The organism is Pseudonocardia sp. EV170527-09, from assembly GCF_008369905.1.
GTDB lineage: Bacteria > Actinomycetota > Actinomycetes > Mycobacteriales > Pseudonocardiaceae > Pseudonocardia.
This window is the reverse complement of the sequence record NZ_VRMC01000015.1, coordinates 20,866-43,797: the sequence shown is the minus strand read 5'-3', so window position 1 is coordinate 43,797 and position 22,932 is coordinate 20,866. Positions and strand designations below refer to the sequence as shown.

The window sequence follows — 22,932 nt, the reverse complement described above, 5'->3', positions numbered from 1 at the left end:
GCTCCGCGGTCAGTCCCAGTCCAGCGAGCCGCCGGTGCGGTACTCGGTCACCCGCGTTTCGAAGAAGTTCTTCTCCTTGCGCAGGTCCATCGCCTCGCTCATCCACGGGAACGGGTTCTCCGGCTCCCCGAACAGCGGGGTGAGCCCGATCTGCTCGGCGCGCCGGTCGGTGATGAACCGCAGGTACCGCTCGCAGGACTCGGCGGTGAGCCCGAGCATCCCGCGGGGCATGGTGTCGCGGGCGTAGGCGACCTCCAGCTCGCAGGCCTCCCGCAGCATCGTCCGGATCTCCGCGACGAACTCCGCGGTCCACAGGTGCGGGTTCTCGATCTTGATCTGGTTGATGCAGTCGATGCCGAAGTTCAGGTGGATCGACTCGTCGCGCAGGATGTACTGGTACTGCTCGGCGATGCCCACCATCTTGTTGCGCCGGCCGAGCGCCAGGATCTGGGCGAACCCGGTGTAGAACCACATGCCCTCGAACACCACGTAGAAGGCGACCAGGTCGCGCAGGAAGGCGCGGTCGTTCTCCGGGGTGCCGGTGCGGAAGTCCGGATCGGACAGCGCCTGGGTGTAGCGCAGCGCCCAGGCGTCCTTCTCGGTGATCGACGGGACGGTCCGGTACGCGTTGAACAGCTCCCCCTCGTCGAGCCCGAGGGACTCGCACACGTACTGGAACGTGTGGGTGTGCACCGCCTCCTCGAACGACTGCCGCAGCAGGTACTGGCGGCACTCGGGGTTGGTGAGGTGGCGGTAGACGGCGAGCACGATGTTGTTCGCGACCAGCGACTCGGCGGTGGCGAAGAAGCCGAGGTTGCGGGTGAGCATCAGGCGCTCGTCGTCGGTGAGGCCGCCGGGGGAACGCCACAGCGCGATGTCGGCCTGCATGGCGACCTCGGTCGGCATCCAGTGGTTGGCACAGCCGGCCAGGTACTTCTCCCAGGCCCAGGTGTACTTGAGCGGCAGGAGCTGGTTGACGTCGGCACGTGCGTTGATCATGCGCTTGTCGTCGGCGTCGATCGGGGCGGCGCCGCGGGCGATCTCGCCGAGCCCGCTGGTGTCGGCGCCCGTGTGACGGTCGGTGGTCGGGGTGCTCACTGGCAGGCCTCGCAGTCGGGGTCGTCGACCGAGCAGGCGGCGCCCGGGTCGAGATCGGGGGCGGTGACGGGGACCGCGGGCACGGTCGCCGCGGGCGACGGCGCCGCGGACACGGTCGCTGCCGGGGCCGGGGCGGCCGCGGGCGTGCTGGGCACGCCGGTGAGCCGGCCGTCGGTGCCGGTGAGAGTGGACTTCTCGACGGCCGTCGCCGCGCGGGTGCGCAGGTAGTAGGTGGTCTTGAGTCCCGAACGCCAGGCCAGGCGGTAGAGCTCGTCCAGGGCGCGGCCGCTGGGGGAGGCCAGGTAGAGGTTCAGCGACTGGGCCTGGTCGAGCCACTTCTGCCGGCGCGACGCCGCGGCCACGAGCCGGCTCGGCTCGATCTCGAACGCGGTCGCGTAGAGCTCCTTCAGGTCGGCGGGGACCCGGTCGATCTCGGCCAGCGACCCGTCGAAGTACTTCAGGTCGGCGACCATCACCTCGTCCCACAGCCCGCGCTCCTTGAGGTCGCGGACCAGGTGCGGGTTGATCACGGTGAAGTCGCCGGACATGTTGGACTTCACGTAGAGGTTGAGGTGGATCGGCTCGATCGACTGCCCGACCCCGCAGATGTTCGAGATCGTCGCCGTCGGGGCGATCGCGAGCACGTTGGAGTTGCGCATCCCCTGGGTGCGGACCTTCTCCCGCAGCGTGTCCCAGTCCAGCGTGGACGACCGGTCGACGTCGAGCTCGCCCTCGCCGCGGGCCGCGGCCAGCAGGTCGAGCGAGTCCAGCGGCAGGATCCCGCGGCTCCACAGCGACCCGTCGAAGCTGGCGTAGCGGCCGCGCTCGACCGCCAGGTCCGACGACGCGGTGATCGCGTGGAAGCTCAGGAGCTCGGCCGAGGTGTCGGCGAACTCGACGGCCGCGTCGCTCGCGGGGGCGATGCGCTGGACGAACAGCGCGTCGGAGAAGCCCATCATGCCCAGGCCGACCGGGCGGTGGCGCAGGTTGGACCGGCGGGCCTCGGGGATCGTGTAGAAGTTGATGTCCACGACGTTGTCGAGCATCCGCACCGCGGTCGTCACGGTGCGGCGGAGCTTGTCCGCGTCGAGCCCGTCGCGCGTGACGTGCGCGGCGAGGTTCACCGAGCCGAGGTTGCAGACCGCGACCTCGCCCTCGTCGCCGGCGCGGGTGTTGAGGGTGATCTCGGTGCACAGGTTCGACGAGTGCACCACCCCCGCGTGCTGCTGCGGGCTGCGCAGGTTGCACGGGTCCTTGAACGTGATCCACGGGTGCCCGGTCTCGAACAGCATGGTCAGCATCCGCCGCCACAGCTCGACCGCGCGCACCGTGCGGTGCACCCGGATCTCGCCGCGCGCCGCGGCCGCCTCGTACTCGCGGTACCGCTCCGCGAACGCCGTGCCGTAGAGGTCGTGCAGGTCGGGCACCTCGTCCGGGGAGAACAGGGTCCACTCGGCGTCGGCCTGCACGCGGCGCAGGAACTCGTCGGGCACCCAGTTCGCGGTGTTCATGTCGTGGGTGCGGCGGCGGTCGTCGCCGGTGTTCTTGCGCAGGTCGAGGAACTCCTCGATGTCGACGTGCCAGGTCTCCAGGTAGGCGCACGCCGCGCCCTTGCGCTTGCCGCCCTGGTTCACCGCGACGGCCGTGTCCCCGGCGATCTTGAGGAACGGCACCACACCCTGGGAGACGCCGTTGGTGCCGCGGATGTGCGCACCGAGGCCGCGGACCGGGGTCCAGTCGTTGCCGAGCCCACCCGAGTACTTGGCCAGCAGCGCGTTGTTCCGGTACCCGCCGAAGATCGACTCTAGGTCGTCGTCGACGGTGGTGAGGAAGCACGACGACAGCTGCGGCCGGGTGGTGCCGGAGTTGAACAGCGTCGGGGTCGAGGCCATGAAGTCGAAGCTCGACAGGACCTCGTAGAACTCGATCGCCCGGGCCTCGCGGTCGATCTCGCGCACCGCCAGTCCCATCGCGACCCGCAGGAAGAACGCCTGCGGCAGCTCGAAGCGCACACCGCGCTCGTGCAGGAAGTAGCGGTCGTAGAGGGTCTGCAGGCCGAGGAAGCCGATCTGCAGGTCACGGTCCGGGCGGATGGCGTCGGTGACCCGGTCCAGGTCGAAGGTCGCGAGCTCGGGGTCGACCAGGCCGATCGCGATGGCGTGGCGCAGGTAGTCCTTCGTGTAGGACGTGTACCGCTCGGTCATCGTCGCGTGGTCCGGGGTCTCCCGGGTGCCCGCCAGGTGTGAGACGGCCTCGGCGCGGAGCCGGTCCAGCAGCAGCCGGGACGCCACCAGGGAGTACGCGGGCTCGCGCTCCACCAGGGTGCGGGCGGCCAGGACCAGGGCCTGGGCCAGCTCGTCGGCGGTGATGCCGTCGTAGACGGTGCGGTCCAGCTCGGCGAGCACCGGCTCCGGCGCGACGTCGGCGATGCCGTCGCACGCCTCGTCGAGCACCGCGGCGACCCGGTCGCGGTCCAGTGGGGTCCGGCTGCCGTCGGGCCCGGTGACGTGCACGACCGGTGCGTCCGACGCGCGGTCCCCGCCGTCGCGTGCCCGGGCCCGTGCCTGCTGCTCGCGGTAGAGCACGTAGGAACGGGCGACCTTGTGGTGGCCGCCGCGCATCAGGGCGAGCTCGACCTGGTCCTGGATCTGCTCGACGTGCACGGCGTGCGCCGGGTGCCGGGTCAGCGCCGCGACGACCTGGTCGGTCAGCCCGGCCACGAGGTGGTGCAGCCGCGACGACGTCGCGCCCGAGTCCCCCTCGACCGCCAGGAACGCCTTGGTCGTCGCCACCGAGATCTTCGTGGCGTCGAACCCGGTCTCGGAGCCGTCACGCCGGATGACGCGCAGGGCCGGGGGTGCTGTTGCCGGTGCAGCGGTGGAAGCCGTCACGGGCTCTCTCCTCGCGAGTCGCCGTCGCCTCCGGGGCGGGCGCGGTGCGAGGAGGCGGCGGGGTCCCGTGTCGTCGGCGGCCCACCGCACCCTGGCGCCGTCCCACGAGGCCCCGGAGCAGCGCGCACCGGTCGGTACGCGCACCGGTGGCAGGTCTTCGGACTCACGGGCGCACTGCTCACACCTACTGGCCGTCGCTTCCCGGGATCACTCCCAGTGCTGTTGACGGCGGTCGTTCCCGTTCACCGCTGCGGGGCAGTCCCGGATTCCCACCGGGTTCCCTCTTGCCTCACCGGCCCGGGCGGGCCGGTGAACCACCAGCGATCCGGACACTACATCTTGTGGGTGGAGCTACTCCATCCCCCCATCGGTGCGGATGCGATCCCCTCTCGGTGACCGGCGGTCCGGGTCAGCCCGCCGCCCGCCCCTCGGCCGTCGCCCGGGGGCCGGGGGTGAACACGTGCCCTGCGAGTGCGGGCGGGACGGCGGCGGGACCCGGCCCGCCGGCGCGCACCCAGGCCGCGACCGCGTCCGTGGTTGCGGCGTCCAGGACCGCACGGAGCCAGACCGGCCGGGCGCCCGCCCGGCGGGCCCCGGGCGCGGGGGCGACCACCAGGACGTCGGAGTCCGCGCACGGGCCCAGGCACTCGCTGGTGCGCAGCCGGGCGTGCCCGGCCAGGCCGTCGGTCAGCCGGTCGAGCAGTCGGTCGTGGTGGTCGCGGTCGAGGCCGGGGTGCTTGCGGCCGGAGCCGCAGCAGCACCCCCGGCAGGCGGTGACGGCGGGGAGGGCGGGCACGCCCCGACCCTACGTGACACCTGACGAACTGTTCAGGTGATCACGGCGACGACGGGTGTCCGGCGGTGTCGGCCCGGCGGACGGTCGTGGTGGACGAGGCGGGCGGGTAGGCAGGGCCCGCCGTGGGGTACTCCGCCGCCGACCGTTCCACCATCGAGAGGGAGATCCCGTGAGCCACCACGTCCTGGACGCCGCCGGCGTCACCACCCCGGCCGCCGTCGTCGAGAAGCTGCACGACGCCGCCCGCGCGAGCACCGCCTGCGCCTCGGCGATGGTCGCCTCCGGCGGGATGGAGACGGAGGTCCTGCTGGCGCTCGACGCCGCCGACCTCTGCACCGCCGCCGCGGCCGTGCTCGGCCGCCGCACCGGGGACAAGGCCGTCGGCGAGGCCGCCGCCTCGGCCGCCGCGCTGGCCTGCGAGGCGTCCGCCGCGGCCTGCGGCGCCCACGCCGACCACCACGAGCACTGTCGGCTGCACGCCGAGGTCACCCGCGAGACGGCGGCGCTGCTGCGCGAGCACGCCGGCGCCTGAGGTCCGGCGGGCCGTGCCGTGCCCCTGCCGTGGCCCGGCCGCGGCACGGCCCGTCCTGCGGCCGGGAGTGGTTCCGGGTCCCGCCCGCAGCGGGTCACCCCATCCGCAGCCGGTGGAACCGGGCCCAGGTGGCGGTGTCCGGCCGGGCGGGCTCGACGCCGGTCAGGTCGGCGGAGACGCCGACGTGCTCGTCGCCCGAGGACCAGACGGTCGAGCGGTCGCGCAGCAGGAGCTGGGCGCGTCGCAGGGCCTCGACCCGGTGTGCCTCGTCGGGCACCCCGCGCGCGGTGGCGAGCAGGGCACGCACGTCGGCCCGTCCCGCCGCGGCCGGTGCGTCGTCGCCGCCCGCGGTCGCGACGGGCGGGGCGTCGTCGGCGGAGGCCGCGGCCGCGCGCAGGTACAGCGGGAGCGGGGTCGCCGCGGCCCGGCGGAACCGGATGCCCGGGGTCGGGACGGCGTCGGGCGGGTCCGGCTCGCGTGGTGTGCAGGTCAGCCCGATCTCGGTGAGCTGTTCCACGACGGTATCGGCGGCCGGGCGCGACATCGGGTCGAACGGGTCGAACAGCAGCGGCACCTCCAGCCGGTCCGCGCCCGCCGCTGCGACGAGCTCCCGCGCGCGGGCGACGTCGCGTTCCGCCGGCGCGAACCCGGCCGGGTGGTACGCCAGGCCCGGGCCGAACAGGTCGTCGCCCGGCTCGGCGAGGTCGAGCAGCACCTCGCGGACGAGCTCGGTCCGGTCGATCCCGAGCCGGACCGCCTCGGCCAGCCGGGGGTCGCCGAACACGTCGCCGAACACCCCGGCGGTCGTGCCGCCCACCGCACCGGTGCCGGGGGCCGACCCGGCCGGGCCGATGTCGAGGAAGCGGGTCGCCGAGCCCGGCGCGGACACCACCGTCGTGCCGACCCGCCCGAGCAGCCGCCGTGCGCTGTGCGGGAACAGGTCGTGCGCCCAGTGCACGTAGCCGTCCACCAGGGACTGGTAGCGATTCTCCTCGTCGTCGTCCACCACGAACTCCACGGCGGGCGAGCGCGCAGCGCCCAGCCAGTGGCCGTCGTGCCGGTAGAGCGCGTCCGGGGACCCGGGCAGCCAGCGGAACGCGCCGGTGCCCACCGGCGGGGTGCCGCGGCCGTCGCGCACGATGCCGGTGCCCGGCGCGCCCAGGACGAGGCCGAACAGGAAGTCCGGGGCGCCGAGCACCAGCTCCACCTCCGACGCCGAGACCGCCCGGCTGGCGGCGAGGTCGAGCCCGGCCAGCAGCGGTGCCGCCGTCGCCCCGGTGGCGGGATCGGTGATCCGACGCAGCGACGCCAAGACGTCGGTCGAGGTCAGCGGGCGCCCGTCGTGGGCGGGGGCGTCGCGCAGCCGGATCCGCCATCTCGTCCCCGTCCGGTCCGGCGCCGCCGACGCGGCCAGGTGCGGCCGTGGGGTCATGTCCTGGTCCCAGACCAGCAGCGTGTCCGCGACGGCCGCCGCCCGCGCCCGGTCCACCGGCCGCCACACCACGTGCGGGTCCGGGACGCCGAGCGGACCGTCACCGGCGAACGCGGCCACCAACCGAGGGGCGGTGGTGTCGGCCGGGGCCCCGCACGCGGCCAGCGCCGGAATCCCCGCCAGCGCCGCGGTCGCACCGGCGGCCCGCAGGAACGATCGACGGCTCAACTGCACGACCACAGGGTGCCCGGTGCGGTCGCGGCCGAGGCGGCCGGGACGGACCTCCGCACGTGCCGGGCCGGCTCGCGACAGGGCGTGCCCGATCCGGAGGGGTCACCGGCGCGGGCCGGCGGCCTCGACGTGGGTGCTGACCGGCGTGAACCCGCTGCGCCGGTACCAGGCCCGCGGCCAGTCGTCGACGTCGGCACCCAGTGCGAGCAGGTCGCAGCCGTGCTCGGCGGCGAGCTCGCGGGAGCGGGCCAGCAGCGCCCGGCCGTGCCCCCGGCCGCGGTGGGCCCGGTCGGTCTCCAGGGCGTCGAGCCAGGCCGTCGCACCGTCGCGGCGCAGCGTCGCGACCGCCACCACCCGGTCGTCGACGACGACGGCGAGCCGGTGCAGGGCCAGCACCCGGTCGTCGCCGGTGTCACGGTCGACCAGCTGGTCGAGGTCCTCGGGGCCGGTGCCGGGCAGGTCCCGGGCCCAGGAGGCGCGCCGGAACCCGCGGAGCTCGTGGTGGTCCAGCTCGGTGACCGTCGCCGCGTCCGGGGTCGCGCCGGTCGTGGTGGGGGCGGTCATGGCCTCGTTCGCCGCGACCGACCACCCGGCGGCGCGCAGGCCGTCGGCCAGCTCGTCCGCGCCCGGGCCCCACAGCAGCGCGTTCGGGTGCAGGCCGTGCGCGGTGAGCGCCCGGTCGGCCTCGGCGAGCACGGTGGCCGGATCCGTCCGGTCCGGACGGTCGAGCAGCAGCCGGTTGTGCATCCGCGACACCGGCCAGGCGTCGGTCCGGACCGCGACGCCGCCGGTCACGGGCTCCTCCGCGCTCGCGCCGCGGCGCAGCATCGACGGCTCGAACCCCATCGCCCGCGCCGCCGCGCCGGGCTCGGGGACCTCCGGTGCGGCGAAGCCGTCCGGGCCGGGCCGGTAGGGCAGCACCATCAGCACCGCCGACGCCGGCACCGCCCCGTAGGCGTGCGGGAACCGCATCGACGCCGGGTCGGTCGGCACGCCCGGCTCCCACCGGACGTCGATCCCGGCGCCGTCGATCCGGGCCGGGTCGAGGACGAGCAGGACCAGGTCCGACCGGCCCGCGAACAGGCGCTGCGCGGGCAGGGCGACCTGGCCGGGCGTCGACAGGTGCACGAACCCGACCTCGTCGAGGGAGGGGGGAGCCACGGCTCCGGTGTCGAGCCACCTCCGCCACTCACCCGGGGTGCAGAGGTGCAGCAGGACCGTCCCGACCGTCATGGGAGACAGCCTGCCCGCCCGTCCGAACGGACGGGCGTGGATGTCGAGTATTGATTTCCGGCACCGGGTGCCAATAGCGTCCGATCCGCTGCCACCGCCGGCCGGCGGGGCGGTTCACCACCTCTCTCGCCGAGAGTCGGATCCAGCGGAGGTTGCGCATGAGTGAGCACCAGAACGAGGACGCCCTGACCGAGGAGACCCTCGTCGAGGAGATCTCCATCGACGGCATGTGCGGTGTCTACTAAGCCCCTCGACACCACGGTTCCGGACGGTGCCGCGGGGGCTTTCGACCCCGCGGCACCGTACCGGCTCAGCGAGAGCGTCTCGCTGCGTCCGGAGCCCTTCGGCGCCCTGGTGTACGACTTCGTGACCCGCAAGCTGTCCTTCCTCAAGACGCCCCAGCTGGTCTCGGTCGTACGAGACCTGGAGAACCAGCCGGACGCCCGGTCGGCCGTCGTGGCCGCCGACGTCCCCGAGGCGCAGCACGACGCCTACCTGCGTGCCCTCGCCGGACTGCTGAAGTCCCGCACGATCGTCGCCCGCTAGTCCCGCCCGCCCCGCCGACCACCACAGTGAGGTGCCCGTGAAGCTGGTCGACCACTTCCAGTACGGCCTGAACTCGCCCATCTGCCTGACCTGGGAGCTCACCTACGCGTGCAACCTCGCGTGCGTGCACTGCCTGTCCAGCTCGGGGCGGCGCGACCCGCGCGAGCTGAGCACCGCCGAGGCCAAGGCCGTCATCGACGAGCTGCAGCGCATGCAGGTCTTCTACATCAACATCGGTGGCGGCGAGCCGACCGTGCGCCCGGACTTCTGGGAGCTGCTGGACTACGCCATCGCCCACGACGTCGGCGTCAAGTTCTCCACCAACGGCGTCAAGCTCGACAAGGCCCGTGCCGCGCAGCTCGCCGCGACCGACTACGTCGACATCCAGATCTCGATGGACGGCGCGACGGCCGAGGTCAACGACTACGTGCGCGGCCCCGGCTCGTTCGACACCGCGATCACCGCGCTGGAGAACCTCGCCGAGGCGGGCTTCAAGCACCCCAAGATCTCGGTCGTGATGACCCGCGAGAACGTCGACCAGCTCGACGAGTTCAAGGCCATCGCCGACAAGTACGGCGCCCAGCTGCGCATCACCCGGCTCCGCCCGTCCGGCCGCGGTGCCGATGTCTGGGACGAGCTGCACCCGACCCAGGCCCAGCAGAAGCAGCTCTACGACTGGCTGGTCGCGAACGGCGACCAGGTCCTGACCGGCGACTCGTTCTTCCACCTGTCGGCCTACGGCGAGGCCCTGCCCGGGCTGAACCTGTGCGGCGCGGGCCGCGTGGTCTGCCTGATCGACCCGGTCGGCGACGTCTACGCCTGCCCGTTCGCGATCCACGAGAACTTCCTGGCGGGCAACGTCCGCGACGAGGGCGGCTTCAAGGAGGTATGGGAGCACTCCGAGCTGTTCACCGAGCTGCGCCAGCCGCAGACCGGCGGGGCGTGCGCGTCGTGCTCGCACTACGACTCCTGCCAGGGCGGCTGCATGGCGGCGAAGTTCTTCACCGGCCTGCCGCTCGACGGCCCGGACCCGGAATGCGTGCAGGGCTACGGCGAGGCGATGCTGGCCGCGCGCTCCTCCGACGCGGTGATCCCGAAGTCCGACGTGGACCACTCGCGTTCCGCGCCGCGCAACTCCCGCGCGCCCAAGCAGCCGACGATGCTCTCGCTCACCCCGCCGCCGCGCCGGCCGGACCGGGCGTGCGACGAGAACCCGCTCGCCGGGTTCGCGCCGGACGCCGTGCCCGCGGCGCAGCCGGTCGCGACCCGCTGACCACGGACCTGCTGCTGACGGGGCCCGTCGACCTCCGTGGTCGGCGGGCCCCGTCGCGTGTGCTGTTCGGGCCGCACGAGACCAACCTCGGGAACGCGGCCCGGGAGATCACCGACGGGCACGTCGCCTACTACGCCGCCCGGGCAGCGGGGGGCGCCGGGATCGTCGTGACCGAGCCGGCGTCGGTGCACGCCTCGGACCATCCCTACGCCTATGCCCCCGCCGCGTTCCCGCCCGCCGCCCCTGTCGCGTCGCTCGGCTCCGCAGGGACGTCGGCACGCGTCGAGATGCAGCCCAGCGGGAATCGTGGGTCTCCTGAGCCCGCTGAGCTGCATCTCGGCGACCGGGACGGCGCGCGGGTGCCCGCTGCGGCAGGGTGGGCGGCGGTCGTCGCGGCGTGCCGGCCGCACGGGACGCTCGTGCTCGCCGGGCTCGCGCACGCCGGTGGGCAGGGCAGCTCCGCGCACTCCGGGCACCCGCTGTGGGCGCCGTCGTCGGTCCCCGACGTCGTGTCCCGTGAGGTCCCGGTCGCGATGGGGGCCGCGGAGATCGACGCAGTGGTCCGCGGGTTCGCCGATGCGGCCCGCGCGGCTGTGGACAGCGGTGTGGACGGTGTGGAGATCTCCGCCGGACAGCACTCGCTGCTGCGCCAGTTCTGCTCCGGCCTGACCAACCACCGCGACGACGCGTACGGCCGCGACCGTGCCCTGCTGCTGCGCGAGGTCCTCGACGCCGTGCGGGCCGCGATCGGACCGGACCCCCTGCTGGCGGTGCGGCTGTGCGTGGACGAGCTCGCACCCTGGGCCGGTGTCACCGGTGACGACGGCCTCGCCATCGCCCGGGCCGTCGCCGACCGGGTGGACCTGCTCGTCCCGGTCGTCGGGAGCGCGTTGTCGGTCGCCGCGACCCGGCCGGACCTGCACACGCCCGAGGCGTTCCTCCGGGGCCGGTGCGGCGGGCTGCGGCGCGCCGTCGCCGGGGCGACGACGGTCGTCCTGGCCGGCAGCGTCGCCACCCCGGCGCTCGCCGAGGAGGCGCTGAGCAGCGGCGACGCCGATATCGTCGAGATGACGAGAGCGCAGATCGCGGACCCGCGGCTCGTCGCGCTGGCCCGGGCCGGGACACCGGAGCGGATCCGGCCGTGCCTGCTCACCAACTCCCTCGCCGCGGCTCGGGACCCGCGCAACCCGGTGGTCGGCGACGAGCTGGAGCCCCGGTCGGGCCACGAACGGACCGACCCGGACCCGGACCCGGACACCGTCCCGCCGCGTTCCGCGGAACGCGGCGTGGCACCCCGGCGGGCGGTGCTCGTCGTCGGGGGCGGGCCCGCGGGGCTCGAAGCAGCCCGGACGCTGGCACTGCGCGGACATCCGGTCACGCTGCACGAGCGCGCCGACCGGCTCGGCGGCCTGCTGCCCGCGGCGGCGGTGCTGCCCGGCCGGGACCGGCTCGCGCTCGCGGCGCCGTGGTGGGCCACGGAGCTCGACCGGCTCGGCGTCGACGTCCGGCTGGGGTCCGAGGTGGACGCCGCGACGCTCGTCGCCGCCCGGGAGCGGGGTGTGGCGGTGGTGCTCGCGACCGGGTCCCGGTCGTCGCCACCGGTGGTCGACGCGGACGTCCCGGTGCTCGCCGCGGCGGAGCTCTGCGCGGGGGTGGCGCGGTCAGCCGGTGTCGTCGCGGTGCTCGTCGTCGACCCGCTCGGGGACTGGACCGGGCCGGGGGTCGCGGAGCTGCTCGCCGGAGCCGGGTACCGGGTGGTGCTGTCCACCCCGGACGCCGTCGCCGGGCACCAGCTCGGCCGCTGCGGGGACATGGCCGCGGCGAACGCGCGGCTGGAACGGGCGGGGGTCCGGCGGGCGCTGTTCACCCGGCCGGGAGCGGTGCGCGGCGGCGTCGCGGAGCTGGTGGACGTCCACACCGCAGCGGTGACGACCGTGCCGTGCGCGGCCGTCGTAGACTGCGGACCGCGGCTGCCGCAGGACGCGCTCCCGGCGCTGCCCGGCTGTCACCTCGCGGGGGACCGGGTCGCGCCGCGGACGCTCGCCGAGGCGGTGTGGGAGGGGCGGCGGGCTGCGTTCGCCCTCGTGGAGGCAGAGGCGGACGCGACGGCGGGACGCACGGCCCGCGCCGTGACCGGTCCTGAGCCCGGACCCGGCTCGGGCGCCGGGGCACGTGACACGATCGGGCCCGCCGGGGTCGCCGGGGACACGCCGCCGGAATCCGCGGACAGGGAACTCCCGCCGCCCCGGCTCGGCGACCCCCTGCGCCTCGGCCGCTCCACGCTGCGCAACCGGATCGTCGTCACCGCCCACCTCACCGGCTTCGCGGAGGGCGGCATGCCGACCGACCGGCACACCGCCTACTACGCGGCCCGAGCCGCGGGCGGCGCCGGACTGGTGATCACCGAGGAGCACGCCGTCCACCCGTCGGACCGGCCGTACGAGCGGCTGATCCGCGGTCACGACCCGGCCGTGCTGCCCGGCTACCGCGCACTCACCGACGCGGTGCACGCCCACGGCGCGCTCGTGCTCGCCCAGCTCAACCACAACGGTGCGCAAGGGTCGGGGATGTACTCGCGCGCGGCCGTCGTCGGGCCGTCGGCGCTGCCCGACCCGATGTTCCGGGAGGTCCCCGCCGAGCTCGACGCCGCCGGGATCGGGGAGATCGTCGCCGCGTTCGCCGACGTCGCCGCGCGCTGCGTCGCCGGCGGGTTCGACGGCGTCGAGCTCCAGTGCTCGCACGCCTCGCTGCTGCGGCTGTTCCTCTCCCCGGCCACCAACCACCGCACCGACGCCTGGGGTCGCGACCGGGCGAAGCTGGTGCTCGACGTCGTCGCCGCCGTCCGCGCCGCGATCGGCCCGGACCCGGTGCTGGGCCTGCGGATCGGGGTCGACGAGCGCATCGAGGGCGGCATCACCCCGGCCGACGGCGCCGACCTCGCCCGCCGGCTCGCCGCGACCGGACAGGTCGACCACCTCAACACCTCGATCGGGGTCGCCACCTCGACGCTGCACCTCATCGAGCCCTCCATGCACACCCCGCCGGGCTACGCCGGGCACCTCGCCGCGACCCTGCGCCGCACCGTCCGGGCCGCCGGGGCGGACCTCCCGGTGATCGGGGTCGGCCGGTTCACCACACCCGAGCAGGCCGCCGCGGACCTCGCACGCGGCGAGTGCGACCTCGTCGGCGTCGTCCGCGGGCAGATCGCCGACCCCGGCTTCGCGACCAAGGCCCTCACCGGGCGCCCGGTGCGCCGCTGCGTCGGGTGCAACCAGGACTGCATCGGCCGGGTCGGGCTGAACCTGCCGCTGGGCTGCGCGGTCAACCCGGCCGCGGGACGTGAGCGGCTCGTCCCGCTCGCCCGGTCCGCCGCCCCCGGACCGGGGCGGGTGCTCGTCGTCGGGGCCGGGCCTGCCGGGCTCGCCGCGGCGGCGTCGCTCGCCGGACGTGGGCACCGGGTGCTGCTCGCCGAACGCGCGGGCACCCCCGGTGGGCAGCTCGCCCTCGCGGCGACGGCGCCCGGGCGGGCCGAGCTCGGCCACGTCGTCGCCGACCTCCTGCGCGAGGTGCACGCGGCCGGGGTCGAGGTCCGGTACGGCACGACCGTCGACCGCGGTCTCGTCGACGAGCTGGACCCCGCTGCGGTCGTCGTCGCCACCGGGTCGGTGCCCGCCACCCCGCCGTGGGACCCCGAGCGGCTGACCGTCCCCGTCGACGACGTGCTGGCCGGGGTGCGCCTGCCCGCGGGCCCGGTGCTCGTCGTCGACGAGCTCGGGTTCCACCAGGCCACCTCGGTCGCCGAGCTGCTCGCGGCCCGCGGGCACGCCGTCGAGGTCGTGACCCCGGCGCTCGTCGTCGGGCAGGACCTCGGGCTCACCCTGGACCGCGAGGGGTTCCGCCGCCGCGCGCACGCCGCCGGGATCCGCTGCAGCACCGACCGGGCCGTGCTCGGGGTGCTGCGCAGGGGTGAGCAGAGCGCAGGGGGGCCGGGCTGCGCAGGGGGACCGGTCTGCACGGTGGAGCTGCTGCACCACCCGACCGGTCGCGCCGAGCGTCGTGAGGTCGGCGCCGTCGTCGCCGCGACGGCCACCGTCCCCGTCACCCGCCTCTGGACCGCACTGGCCGACGGACCGTGGCCGGTGCACCGCATCGGCGACGCCCTGGCCCCGCGCCGGTTCGACGCCGCGATCCGCGAGGGGACGCTGCTCGACCTGCAGCCGTCGCCGGTCCCTGCTGTCGTCCCGTGACCACCGGCCCCGGCGCGCCGGCCGAGCGGCCTCCGGGCCGCCGGGTGGCGTCGTCGTCGCGGGTGACCGCGCCGCACCGGACCGGGGCCCGACCGGGCAGGCTGGGACCGTGCTGCTCGCGGATCTCACCTGGCCCGACCTCGACCCGGCCGCGGCGTACACGTTGGTCGTGCCGGTCGGCTCCACCGAGCAGCACGGCCCGCACCTGCCGCTGGGCACCGACACCGCCGTCGCCTCGGCGGTCGCCGCGGCGCTGCACGACGCCGACCCGGGACTGGTCCTCGCCCCCGCGCTGCCCTACGGCGCCGCGGGCGAGCACGAGGGTTTCCCGGGCACCGTGTCGATCGGGGAGGACGCACTGCGCACCGTGCTCGTCGAGTACGGCCGCTCGGCGTGCCGGTGGGCGTCGAGACTGGTGCTGCTCAACGGGCACGGCGGCAACGTCGCCGCGTTGCGGTCCGCGGTGACCCTGCTGCGCCACGAGGGCCGCGACGCCGGCTGGCTGTCCTGCGTCGCCGACGTCCCCGGCGTACCGCTGGACGCCCACGCCGGGCGCTACGAGACCTCGCTGCTCACCCACCTGAACCCCGGGACGGTCCGCGCCGACCGCGCCGAGGCGGGCGACACCCGGCCGCTGCGCGAGGTCATCGGGGAGCTGCGGGCCGGGGGGATCGCCGCGGTCAGCCCGAACGGCGTGCTCGGCGACCCGGCCGGGGCGTCGGCCGAGGAGGGGCTGCGGCTGCTCGCGGCGATCACCGCGACGGCGTCGGCGGCCGTCACCGCCTGGGACCCCGATCCCGGCACCGGGCGTCTCCGCCCGCCGCGGGCGTAGCGCGGGGTCACGCCGCGGCGTGCACCAGCAGGGGCACCAGCTGCTCGGCGGTGGTGAACGAGCCGTGCTGGCCGGGGAACGTCGACAGGAACGGCTCGACCTCGGTCCGGACCAGCGCGGACGTCCCGTGCATCGCGACGACGACGTCGCCGATCCGGTCGAGCACCCGGTCGGCGACCGGGCCGAACCAACCCCGGGCCACCGCCTCCTCCCGGGTGACGACGGACGCGTCGTCGCCGAGCACTGCCCGCCAGGCGGCGAGCACGTCGGCCGTCGCACCGGGTGCGGTGTAGACGTGCCGGGCGCGCGGGTCCCCGCCGAGCAGCGCCACGCCGTCGGTCAGCGCCGGGGTGGTGTCGGCGTCGACGGTCCGGTCGACTGTGACCATGCCGTGGTCGCCGGTGACGGCCAGCAGCGTGCCCGCGGGCAGCTCGGCCAGGAGCATCCCGAGCAGCGCGTCGACCTGGCGCAGCTGCCAGCGCCACGCCGGAGTCCCCGGACCGTACAGGTGGCCGACCTTGTCGAGGTCGGCGTGGTAGCCGTAGACCAGCCGGGGCCCCTGCCCCTCGACGCCGGCGAGGATCTCGACGGCCAGGTCGCCCAGCGCGGCGACCCCGCGGTACTCGCCGCCGCGCAGTCCGGACCGGGTCAGCCCGGACGTCCGGAACTCCAGCGGCGACACCGACCGCACCGCGACGCCCGCCGCCGCGGCGCGCTCCAGCACCGTCGGTTCCGGCTGCACCCGCTCCGGGACGAGCGTCGTCCTCAGATCCCGGCGGCCCGAGGACCAGCCCAGCGCGTCGAGCAGCTCCCCGTCGACGCGGAACCGCAGGCCCAGGGTGCCGTGCGCGCCCGGGGGCAGCCCGGTGCCGAGCGAGGTCAGGCTGATCGGCGTCGTCGAGGGGAAGCCGACGGCCAGCGGCCCGGCGTCGGTGAGCCCGGCCAGCACCGGCGCGTCGTCGGCGTGGGCGTGCAGCAGCTCGTGGCCGAGGCCGTCGACCAGCAGCAGCACCGCTGCCCCGGCCTGCGGGAGCACGAACGCGGGCGGCCGCTCGTCGAGCGGGACGCCGATCGCGTGCATCAGGGCGGGCAGGACGTCGGCCAGCGTCGCCGAGCCGTAGCGGGGGAGGACCTCGGACATGCCCGGGAGTCTGCCCCGGCCGGGCCCGGGCGGACCACGCCGATCGGGCAGGTGCGGGTGTCGACCCGCCACGGCCGGGGATGGAAGGCTCCCCGAGGTGACCGCCGCCCGGACCGACCCCGACCGCCCGTCCACCGGGGAACCGGCCGGCCCGGCGGACCGCAGGCTCCCGGACGGCTTCCGGGTCTTGCTCGACCGGCGCACCCGACGGCTCGACGGCGGGACGGCCCTGCTCGGCGGCGCCCCGCCCCGGCTGGTGCACCTGTCCGCGCGGGCCCGCGCGCTGCTGCCCACCCCCGGGCGCCCGCTGGTCGTCACCGGCCCCACCGAACGGTCCCTGGCCCGCACCCTCCTCGACGCCGGGCTCGCCCACCCCCTACCCGACGCACCGGCCGGGATCACCCCGGCCGAGGTCACCGTCGTCGTCCCGGTGAAGGACCGGCCGCTGGACCGGCTCCTCGCCGCGCTGGCCGGGACCGGGGTGGCCGGCCCGATCGTCGTCGACGACGGGTCCGCCGACCCGGCACCGCTGCGCCGCGCCGTCGAGCGGGCCGGGGGGACCGTGCTGCGGCACGCCACCCCGCGCGGACCGGCAGCCGCCCGCAACGCCGGCCTGGCCGCCGCGACCACCCCGTTCGTGGTGTTCCTCGACTCCGACGTCGTCCCCGAACCCGGCTGGCTGCCCCCGCTGCTCGCCCACCTCGCCGACCCCGCGGTCGGCCTCGTCGCACCGCGGATCGTGGCGCTGGACCCGGAGCGGGGCGGTGGGCTGCGCGGCGCCGTCGGGCGCTACGAGGCGGTGCGCTCGTCGCTGGACCTGGGCCCCGACCCGGCGCTGGTCGTGCCGCGGTCCCGGGTCGCCTACGTGCCGAGCGCGGCGATGCTCGTCCGGGTGTCGGCGGTCGGCCCGGTCGCGTTCGATCCGCGGATGCACGTCGCCGAGGACGTCGACCTCGTCCTGCGCCTGCACGACGTCGGCTGGGCGATGCGCTTCGAGCCCGTCTCCCGCGTCGCCCACGACCACCGCACGCACCCCGGGGAGTGGTTGCGGCGCAAGGCGTTCTACGGCACCGGGGCGGCGCCGCTGGCGCGCAGGCACCCCGGCGCGGTCCCGCCGGTGATCCTCTCGCCGTGGACGGCGGCGGTCTGCCTGCTCCTGCTCGTCCAGCGACGGGGGGCGACGGCGCTCGCCGCCGTCGTCACCGGAGCCGCGACCGAACGGCTGTCCCGCGCGCTGCCCCGGCTCGAGCGGCCGCGGCGCGGTGCGGCGCTGCTCACCGCGCTCGGCCTGTCCGGGGCACTGTGGCAGACGGCGTCGGCGCTGACCCGGCACTTCTGGCCGGTCGCCGCCCTCGGCTGCCTGGTGTCGCGCCGGGCCCGCCGCGCGGTCGTCGTGGCGGCGCTGGCGGAGGGGCTGGCCGACTGGTGGCGCCACCGCGACCGCGACCCGCGGGTCCGCACCGGGCCCCTGCTGCACCTGCTGGCGCACCGGCTCGACGACCTCGCCTACGGGGCCGGGCTGTGGCGGGGGGCGGTCGAGCACCGCACGACCGCCCCGCTGCGGCCGACCGGTCCTGGCGTTCGACGCTGACACAGGTTAGGCTTCCCTGACCTGCGACGTGGAACCACTCCGTCCGGGCTGGTCCGAACGGGTGATTCGTGTTGCGTCACGGATCCGTTTCTGCGGGCGGCTCGCGCCTGCGTTCTCCGCGCCTGCGGTTGCGCACGACAGGCCGTCGCCGTGACGTCGGCGACACGCCATCCGACCTCCGCTCCGCCCGCTCCGGGCTCCTTGCACCCCAGGAAGATCGGGAGTGTGATGTGGGCGCTGCCACACGAGACGTGCGGCAACTTTTCCGGGCGCGCCGGCGTGGTCGCGAGTCAGGCGACGGCGAACGGCGTTCCTCGGGCGAAATCCCCGGTCAGACCCCGCGCTTCAGCGTGCGTGGTCGCGTACGAGGAGTGAGAGTTCATGACAGAGGTCCGGGTCACCGTCGACGGCGTGAACTACGCCGACGACGTCGAGCCCCGCATGTTGCTCGCGCAGTACCTGAGGGAGACGCTGGGCAAGACGGGGACGCTGATCGGCTGCGACACCAGCAACTGCGGTGCCTGCACGGTTCATCTCAACGGACAGAGCGTGAAGTCCTGTTCGGTGCTCGCGGTCCAGGCCGACGGTGCCGAGGTCACCACCATCGAGGGCCTCGCCCGCGACGGTCAGCTGCACCCGGTGCAGGAGGCCTTCCGCGAGTGCCACGGCCTGCAGTGCGGGTACTGCACGCCGGGAATGATCATGGCTGCGGTGGACCTGCTCGGGGACAACCCCGACCCGTCCGAGCAGGAGGTCCGGGAGGGCATCGAGGGCAACCTCTGCCGCTGCACGGGCTACCAGAACATCGTGCGCGCCGTGCAGACCGCGGCGAAGAACATGAAGCCGGGAGCCGCTGCTCAGCCCTCCGGCCAGGCCGCCCCGGTTGCGGGAGGTAACTGACGTGACGACGACCGCCGAACCCACCACGACCGGCGAGATCGGCAAGGCACGGGTCCGCAAGGAGGACCAGCGCCTCATCACCGGCCGGTCCCGCTACACCGACTCCATCACCCCGCCGGGGACCGTCCACATCGCCATCGTCCGGTCGACGATCGCGCGGGCGACCATCACCTCGATCGACAAGTCCGAGGCCGAGAAGGCCCCGGGTGTGTTCGGCGTCTACACCGCGGCCGACCTCGGTGCGGAGGAGGTCGGCATGCCCTGCGCGTGGCCGATCACCCCGGACCAGAAGGCCCCGCAGCGCCCGGTGCTCGCCGTCGGCCGCGTCAACTTCTCCGGTGAGGGTGTCGCCGTCGTCGTCGCCCGGTCGGCCGCCGCCGCGCGCGACGCCGCCGAGCTCGTCGAGGTCGACTACGAGCCGCTCGAGCCGGTCCTCGACATGGAGGCCGCCGCGCAGGACGGCGCCGAGCTCGTCCACCCGGACCTCGGCACCAACGTCTCCGCGACCTGGGTGTTCGACTCCGCTGCGGCCGGCACCGGTGCCGACGTGGCCGAGGCCATCAAGGCCGCCGAGGCCGACAGCGACTCCGTCGTCGTCCGCCGCCGCTTCCGCCAGCAGCGCCTGATCCCCGCGTTCATGGAGCCCCGCTCCTGCGTCGTGGACCCGACCGGCGAGCAGCTGACGATCTGGGCCGCGACCCAGGTGCCGCACATCCTGCGCACCATGACCACGGTGACCCTCGGGGTGCCGGAGTCCAAGCTGCGCGTCATCGCCCCCGACGTGGGCGGCGGCTTCGGCGGCAAGATCGGTGTGCTGCCCGAGGAGATGCTCTGCGTCCTGCTGGCGCAGAAGCTGGGCAAGCCGGTCAAGTGGACCGAGACCCGCAGCGAGTGCATGCTCACCGCGCACCACGCCCGGGACCAGATCCAGGACCTCGTGATGACCGCCAAGAAGGACGGCACCATCACCGGGTTCGACGTCCACCTCTACGCCGACATGGGCGCCTACCTGGGCCTGGTCGGGCCGGGTGTGCCGATCCTCGGTGCGTTCATGTTCAACGCGATCTACAAGATCCCCGCGCTGAAGTTCACCTGCTCCAACGTCTTCACCAACAAGACGCTGACCGACGCCTACCGCGGTGCCGGCCGTCCCGAGGCGACCTTCGCCGTCGAGCGCATGCTCGACGAGCTGGCCGTCGAGCTCGGCCGCGACCCGATGGAGCTGCGCGAGCAGAACTGGATCAAGCACGAGGAGTTCCCGTTCACGACGGTCGTGGGCCTGACCTACGACACCGGCAACTACGAGCAGGCCACCCAGCGCGCGATGGAGCTGTTCGACTATGCCGGTCTGCGCCGTGAGCAGGAGGAGCGTCGCAAGAACAACGACCCGGTCCAGCTGGGCATCGGCATCTCGACCTTCACCGAGATGTGCGGTCTCGCCCCGTCCCGTGTGCTCGGCTCGCTGGACTACGGCGCCGGCGGCTGGGAGGCCGCGAGCATCCGGATGCTCGCCACCGGCAAGGTCGAGGTCACCACCGGTGCCTCCGCCCACGGCTAGGGCCACGAGACGGCGTTCTCGCAGATCGTCGCGGACAAGCTGGGCGTCGCGTTCGAGGACGTCGAGATCCTGCACGGCGACACCCAGGTGGCGCCGAAGGGCCTCGACACCTACGGCTCGCGCTCCCTGGTCGTCGGCGGTGTCGCGATCGTCAACGCCGCGGACAAGGTCATCGAGAAGGCGAAGAAGATCGCCGCGCACCTGCTCGAGGCCTCCGAGGACGACCTGGAGTTCGCGAACGGCCAGTTCACGGTCAAGGGCACCGACAAGGGCAAGGCCATCCAGGAGATCGCGTTCGCCGCGTTCATGGCGCACGACTACCCGGAGGGCATGGAGCCGTCGCTGGACTCCGACGCCGTGTTCGACCCGGAGAACTTCTCCTATCCGCACGGCACGCACCTGGCGGCCATCGAGGTCGACACCGACACCGGCCGGGTCACGCTGCGCAAGTACGTCTGCGTCGACGACATCGGCAACGTCATCAACCCGCTGATCGTCGAGGGGCAGGTGCACGGCGGTCTCGCCCAGGGCATCGCGCAGGCCCTGTTCGAGGAGGCGAACTACGACGACCAGGGCACCCTGGTCAACGCCACGTTCGTCGACTACACGATCCCGTCCGCGGCGGACCTGCCGAGCTTCACCACCGAGACGGTCTCCACCCCGGCGACGTCCAACCCGCTCGGTGTGAAGGGCGTCGGCGAGGCGGGCACCATCGCCTCGACCCCGGCCATCCTCAACGGTGTGCTGGACGCGGTGCGCCACCTCGGCGTCGACGAGATCGAGATGCCGACCACCTCGCAGCGCGTGTGGCGCGCCCTGCAGGTCGCCAAGGGCAGGAACCCGCAGGAGACCCCGAGCGACGTCCACGCGCCCGGCGCCGGCCTCGGTTCCATCGACCCGAACAACCCCAAGGGAGAGGTCCAGTGATCCCGGCGAAGTTCGACTACGTCCGGCCCTCCTCGGTCGAGGAGGCCGTGACGGCCCTGCAGTCGGCCGGTGAGGACGCCAAGATCCTCGCGGGCGGCCAGAGCCTGCTGCCGGTGCTGCGTCTACGGATGGCCGCGCCGAGCACGATCATCGACCTCGGGGGCATCCCCGAGCTCAAGCGGATCGGCGAGGACGACCAGTACGTCATGGTCGGCGCGATGGCCACCCACCACGAGGTCATGCGCAACGACCTGGTGAACACCCACGTCGAGCTGATCGCCCGGGCCACCGAGACCGTCGCGGACCCCCAGGTCCGCCACCGCGGCACGCTGGGCGGTGCGCTCGCGCACGCCGACCCGGCCGGTGACCTCGGTGCGGCCGCGCTGGCCCTGGACGCCGAGTTCGTCATCCTCGGCTCCGGCGGGACCCGCCTGGTCACGGCGAAGGACTTCTTCCAGGACTACTTCACGACCGCCATCGGCGAGGGCGAGATCCTCACCATGATCCGGTTCCCGAAGTACACCGGCTGGAAGAGCCACTACGAGAAGTTCAACCGGGTCGCCCAGGCGTGGTCGATGGTCGCCGTCGCCGTCGCGCTGAAGGTGGACGGCGGGACCATCACCGAGGCCCGCGTCGGACTCACCAACATGGGCAGCACGCCGATCCGGGCGACCGGTGTCGAGCAGGCCCTGGTGGGCAAGTCCGCCGGTCCGGACGTCGCGAAGGCCGCGGCGGAGCACGCCCTGGAGGGCACCTCCGCTCCGAGTGACGCCGACGCCGCCGCCGACTACCGTGAGCACCTGGCGAAGGTGCTCACCGGTCGTGCGGTGCTGGCCGCCGCCGGCTGACGAACCAGAAGCACGCCGACGCCGGCGCCGGTTCCGGGGTTCCCGGACCGGCGCCGGTTTCGTTCGAGGAGGCTTGGAAGACACATGCAGCTGGAGAACAAGTTCACGATCGCCGCGCCGATCGAGGACGCCTGGAAGGCGCTCAACGACCCGGAGCTCATCGCGCCGTGCTTCCCCGGGGCGACCCTCACCGAGTACGAGGGCGACTCGTTCCAGGGCACCGTCAAGGTCAAGCTCGGCCCGATCTCGCTCACCTACAAGGGCAAGGGCACCTACATCGAGCGGGACGACGCCAACCACAAGGTCGTCATCGACGCGTCCGGCCGCGACGCCCGCGGCAACGGCACCGCCAAGGCCATCGTGACCGGCACGATGGTCGCCGACGGGCCGGACAAGACCTCGGTCACGATGGTCACCGACATGACCGTCACCGGTCGTCCGGCGCAGTTCGGCCGGGGGGTCATCTCCGACGTCGCCGACAAGATCATCGGCCAGTTCTCGAGCTGCGTCGCGGACAAGCTGACCGGGCACGGCGGGGCGTCGTCCAACGGTGCCGGCCCGAAGCACGCGGCCGACGAGACCAGCCCGATCCCGGCGGTACCGCCGGCTCCGGGTGAGCAGGCCGCTCCCACGCCGGTGAAGCGCACCTACCAGCCGCAGAGCAGCCCGGTCGAGGCCATCGACCTGCTCGACTCGGCGGGTGCCCCGGTGCTCAAGCGCCTCGCGCCCGTGCTGGGCGGCATCGGTGCGCTCGTGCTGCTGTTCGTGCTGGTCAAGCGCCTGCGCGGCGACTCGAAGGGCTGAGTCCCCGCACGTCGCGACGGGCCGGTACCGCGTTCCGCGGTGCCGGCCCGTG

The 22,932-nt window shown here is 74.4% G+C and carries 16 protein-coding genes, 1 pseudogene and 1 riboswitch; of the genes and pseudogenes, 11 read left to right on the top strand and 6 right to left on the bottom strand.

The genetic code is table 11. The features are described from left to right. Positions 1 to 9: 9 nt before the first annotated feature. The 3 genes from FVA95_RS06685 to FVA95_RS06675 form a co-directional block, all read right to left on the bottom strand. Complete coding sequence (locus FVA95_RS06685) at positions 10 to 1,098, bottom strand: ribonucleotide-diphosphate reductase subunit beta (protein ID WP_149663417.1); 1,089 nt, start codon at positions 1,096 to 1,098, stop codon at positions 10 to 12. Beyond that, positions 1,095 to 3,989 (bottom strand): ribonucleoside-diphosphate reductase subunit alpha, encoded by a 2,895-nt coding sequence (locus FVA95_RS06680; protein ID WP_149663416.1) that lies wholly within the window; start codon positions 3,987 to 3,989, stop codon positions 1,095 to 1,097. The genes FVA95_RS06685 and FVA95_RS06680 overlap by 4 nt, the downstream gene beginning before the upstream one ends. A gap of 130 nt (positions 3,990 to 4,119) precedes the next feature. Further along, positions 4,120 to 4,323: riboswitch (cobalamin riboswitch) on the bottom strand. 75 nt (positions 4,324 to 4,398) lie between these two features. Beyond that, on the bottom strand, positions 4,399 to 4,785 hold the full coding sequence (locus FVA95_RS06675) for a hypothetical protein (protein WP_149663415.1): 387 nt from the start codon (positions 4,783 to 4,785) through the stop codon (positions 4,399 to 4,401). Positions 4,786 to 4,954: 169 nt separating this feature from the next. On the opposite strand from FVA95_RS06675, the gene FVA95_RS06670 reads away from it, so the two are divergent. After that, positions 4,955 to 5,317: a four-helix bundle copper-binding protein gene (locus FVA95_RS06670; RefSeq protein ID WP_149663414.1), complete on the top strand. Its 363-nt coding sequence runs from the start codon at positions 4,955 to 4,957 to the stop codon at positions 5,315 to 5,317. 94 nt (positions 5,318 to 5,411) lie between these two features. On the opposite strand, the gene FVA95_RS06665 is transcribed toward FVA95_RS06670, so the two are convergent. After that, on the bottom strand, positions 5,412 to 6,983 hold the full coding sequence (locus FVA95_RS06665; RefSeq protein ID WP_149663413.1) for an ABC transporter substrate-binding protein: 1,572 nt from the start codon (positions 6,981 to 6,983) through the stop codon (positions 5,412 to 5,414). 99 nt (positions 6,984 to 7,082) lie between these two features. Next, complete coding sequence (locus FVA95_RS06660) at positions 7,083 to 8,213, bottom strand: GNAT family N-acetyltransferase (RefSeq protein WP_149663412.1); 1,131 nt, start codon at positions 8,211 to 8,213, stop codon at positions 7,083 to 7,085. A gap of 158 nt (positions 8,214 to 8,371) precedes the next feature. Between FVA95_RS06660 and mftA the strand changes: the two genes are divergently transcribed. The 5 genes from mftA to mftE all read left to right on the top strand — a co-directional run bounded on the left by mftA (position 8,372) and on the right by mftE (position 15,111). Continuing rightward, a complete protein-coding gene (gene mftA / locus FVA95_RS06655; RefSeq protein WP_149663444.1) occupies positions 8,372 to 8,458 on the top strand; it encodes a mycofactocin precursor MftA in 87 nt (28 codons plus the stop codon). After that, positions 8,448 to 8,759, top strand: coding sequence for a mycofactocin biosynthesis chaperone MftB (gene mftB, locus FVA95_RS06650; protein ID WP_043280690.1), 312 nt, complete (start codon positions 8,448 to 8,450; stop codon positions 8,757 to 8,759). The genes mftA and mftB overlap by 11 nt, the downstream gene beginning before the upstream one ends. Positions 8,760 to 8,796: 37 nt before the next feature. Continuing rightward, positions 8,797 to 10,032: a mycofactocin radical SAM maturase gene (gene mftC / locus FVA95_RS06645; protein WP_193564309.1), complete on the top strand. Its 1,236-nt coding sequence runs from the start codon at positions 8,797 to 8,799 to the stop codon at positions 10,030 to 10,032. Continuing rightward, entirely contained in the window at positions 9,960 to 14,279 is a 4,320-nt protein-coding gene (locus FVA95_RS31925; RefSeq protein WP_205015776.1) for a mycofactocin system FadH/OYE family oxidoreductase 2, read from the top strand. The genes mftC and FVA95_RS31925 overlap by 73 nt, the downstream gene beginning before the upstream one ends. A 109-nt stretch (positions 14,280 to 14,388) precedes the next feature. Next, positions 14,389 to 15,111 (top strand): mycofactocin biosynthesis peptidyl-dipeptidase MftE, encoded by a 723-nt coding sequence (gene mftE, locus FVA95_RS06625; RefSeq protein WP_149663410.1) that lies wholly within the window; start codon positions 14,389 to 14,391, stop codon positions 15,109 to 15,111. A gap of 7 nt (positions 15,112 to 15,118) precedes the next feature. Here mftE and FVA95_RS06620 read toward each other — a convergent pair whose 3' ends face one another. After that, on the bottom strand, positions 15,119 to 16,252 hold the full coding sequence (locus FVA95_RS06620; protein WP_149663409.1) for an alkaline phosphatase family protein: 1,134 nt from the start codon (positions 16,250 to 16,252) through the stop codon (positions 15,119 to 15,121). Positions 16,253 to 16,349: 97 nt separating this feature from the next. Here FVA95_RS06620 and mftF point away from each other — a divergent pair, with 97 nt between their 5' ends. The 5 genes and pseudogenes from mftF (at position 16,350) to FVA95_RS06595 (ending at position 22,880) form a co-directional block, all read left to right on the top strand. After that, the gene (gene mftF, locus FVA95_RS06615; RefSeq protein WP_240051316.1) at positions 16,350 to 17,843 is read left to right on the top strand and encodes a mycofactocin biosynthesis glycosyltransferase MftF; all 1,494 of its coding nucleotides are present in this window, start codon (positions 16,350 to 16,352) and stop codon (positions 17,841 to 17,843) included. Positions 17,844 to 18,224: 381 nt separating this feature from the next. Continuing rightward, positions 18,225 to 18,743 (top strand): (2Fe-2S)-binding protein, encoded by a 519-nt coding sequence (locus tag FVA95_RS06610; RefSeq protein ID WP_149663407.1) that lies wholly within the window; start codon positions 18,225 to 18,227, stop codon positions 18,741 to 18,743. A 1-nt stretch (position 18,744) separates the two neighbouring features. Next, positions 18,745 to 21,228: pseudogene (locus FVA95_RS06605) on the top strand (xanthine dehydrogenase family protein molybdopterin-binding subunit). Then, positions 21,225 to 22,076 carry a xanthine dehydrogenase family protein subunit M gene (locus FVA95_RS06600; protein WP_075309902.1) on the top strand — a complete coding sequence of 284 codons (852 nt, stop codon included), beginning with the start codon at positions 21,225 to 21,227 and terminating at the stop codon, positions 22,074 to 22,076. The pseudogene FVA95_RS06605 and the gene FVA95_RS06600 overlap by 4 nt, the downstream one beginning before the upstream one ends. 84 nt (positions 22,077 to 22,160) lie before the next feature. Beyond that, entirely contained in the window at positions 22,161 to 22,880 is a 720-nt protein-coding gene (locus FVA95_RS06595) for an SRPBCC family protein (RefSeq protein WP_149663406.1), read from the top strand. Positions 22,881 to 22,932: the final 52 nt, after the last annotated feature.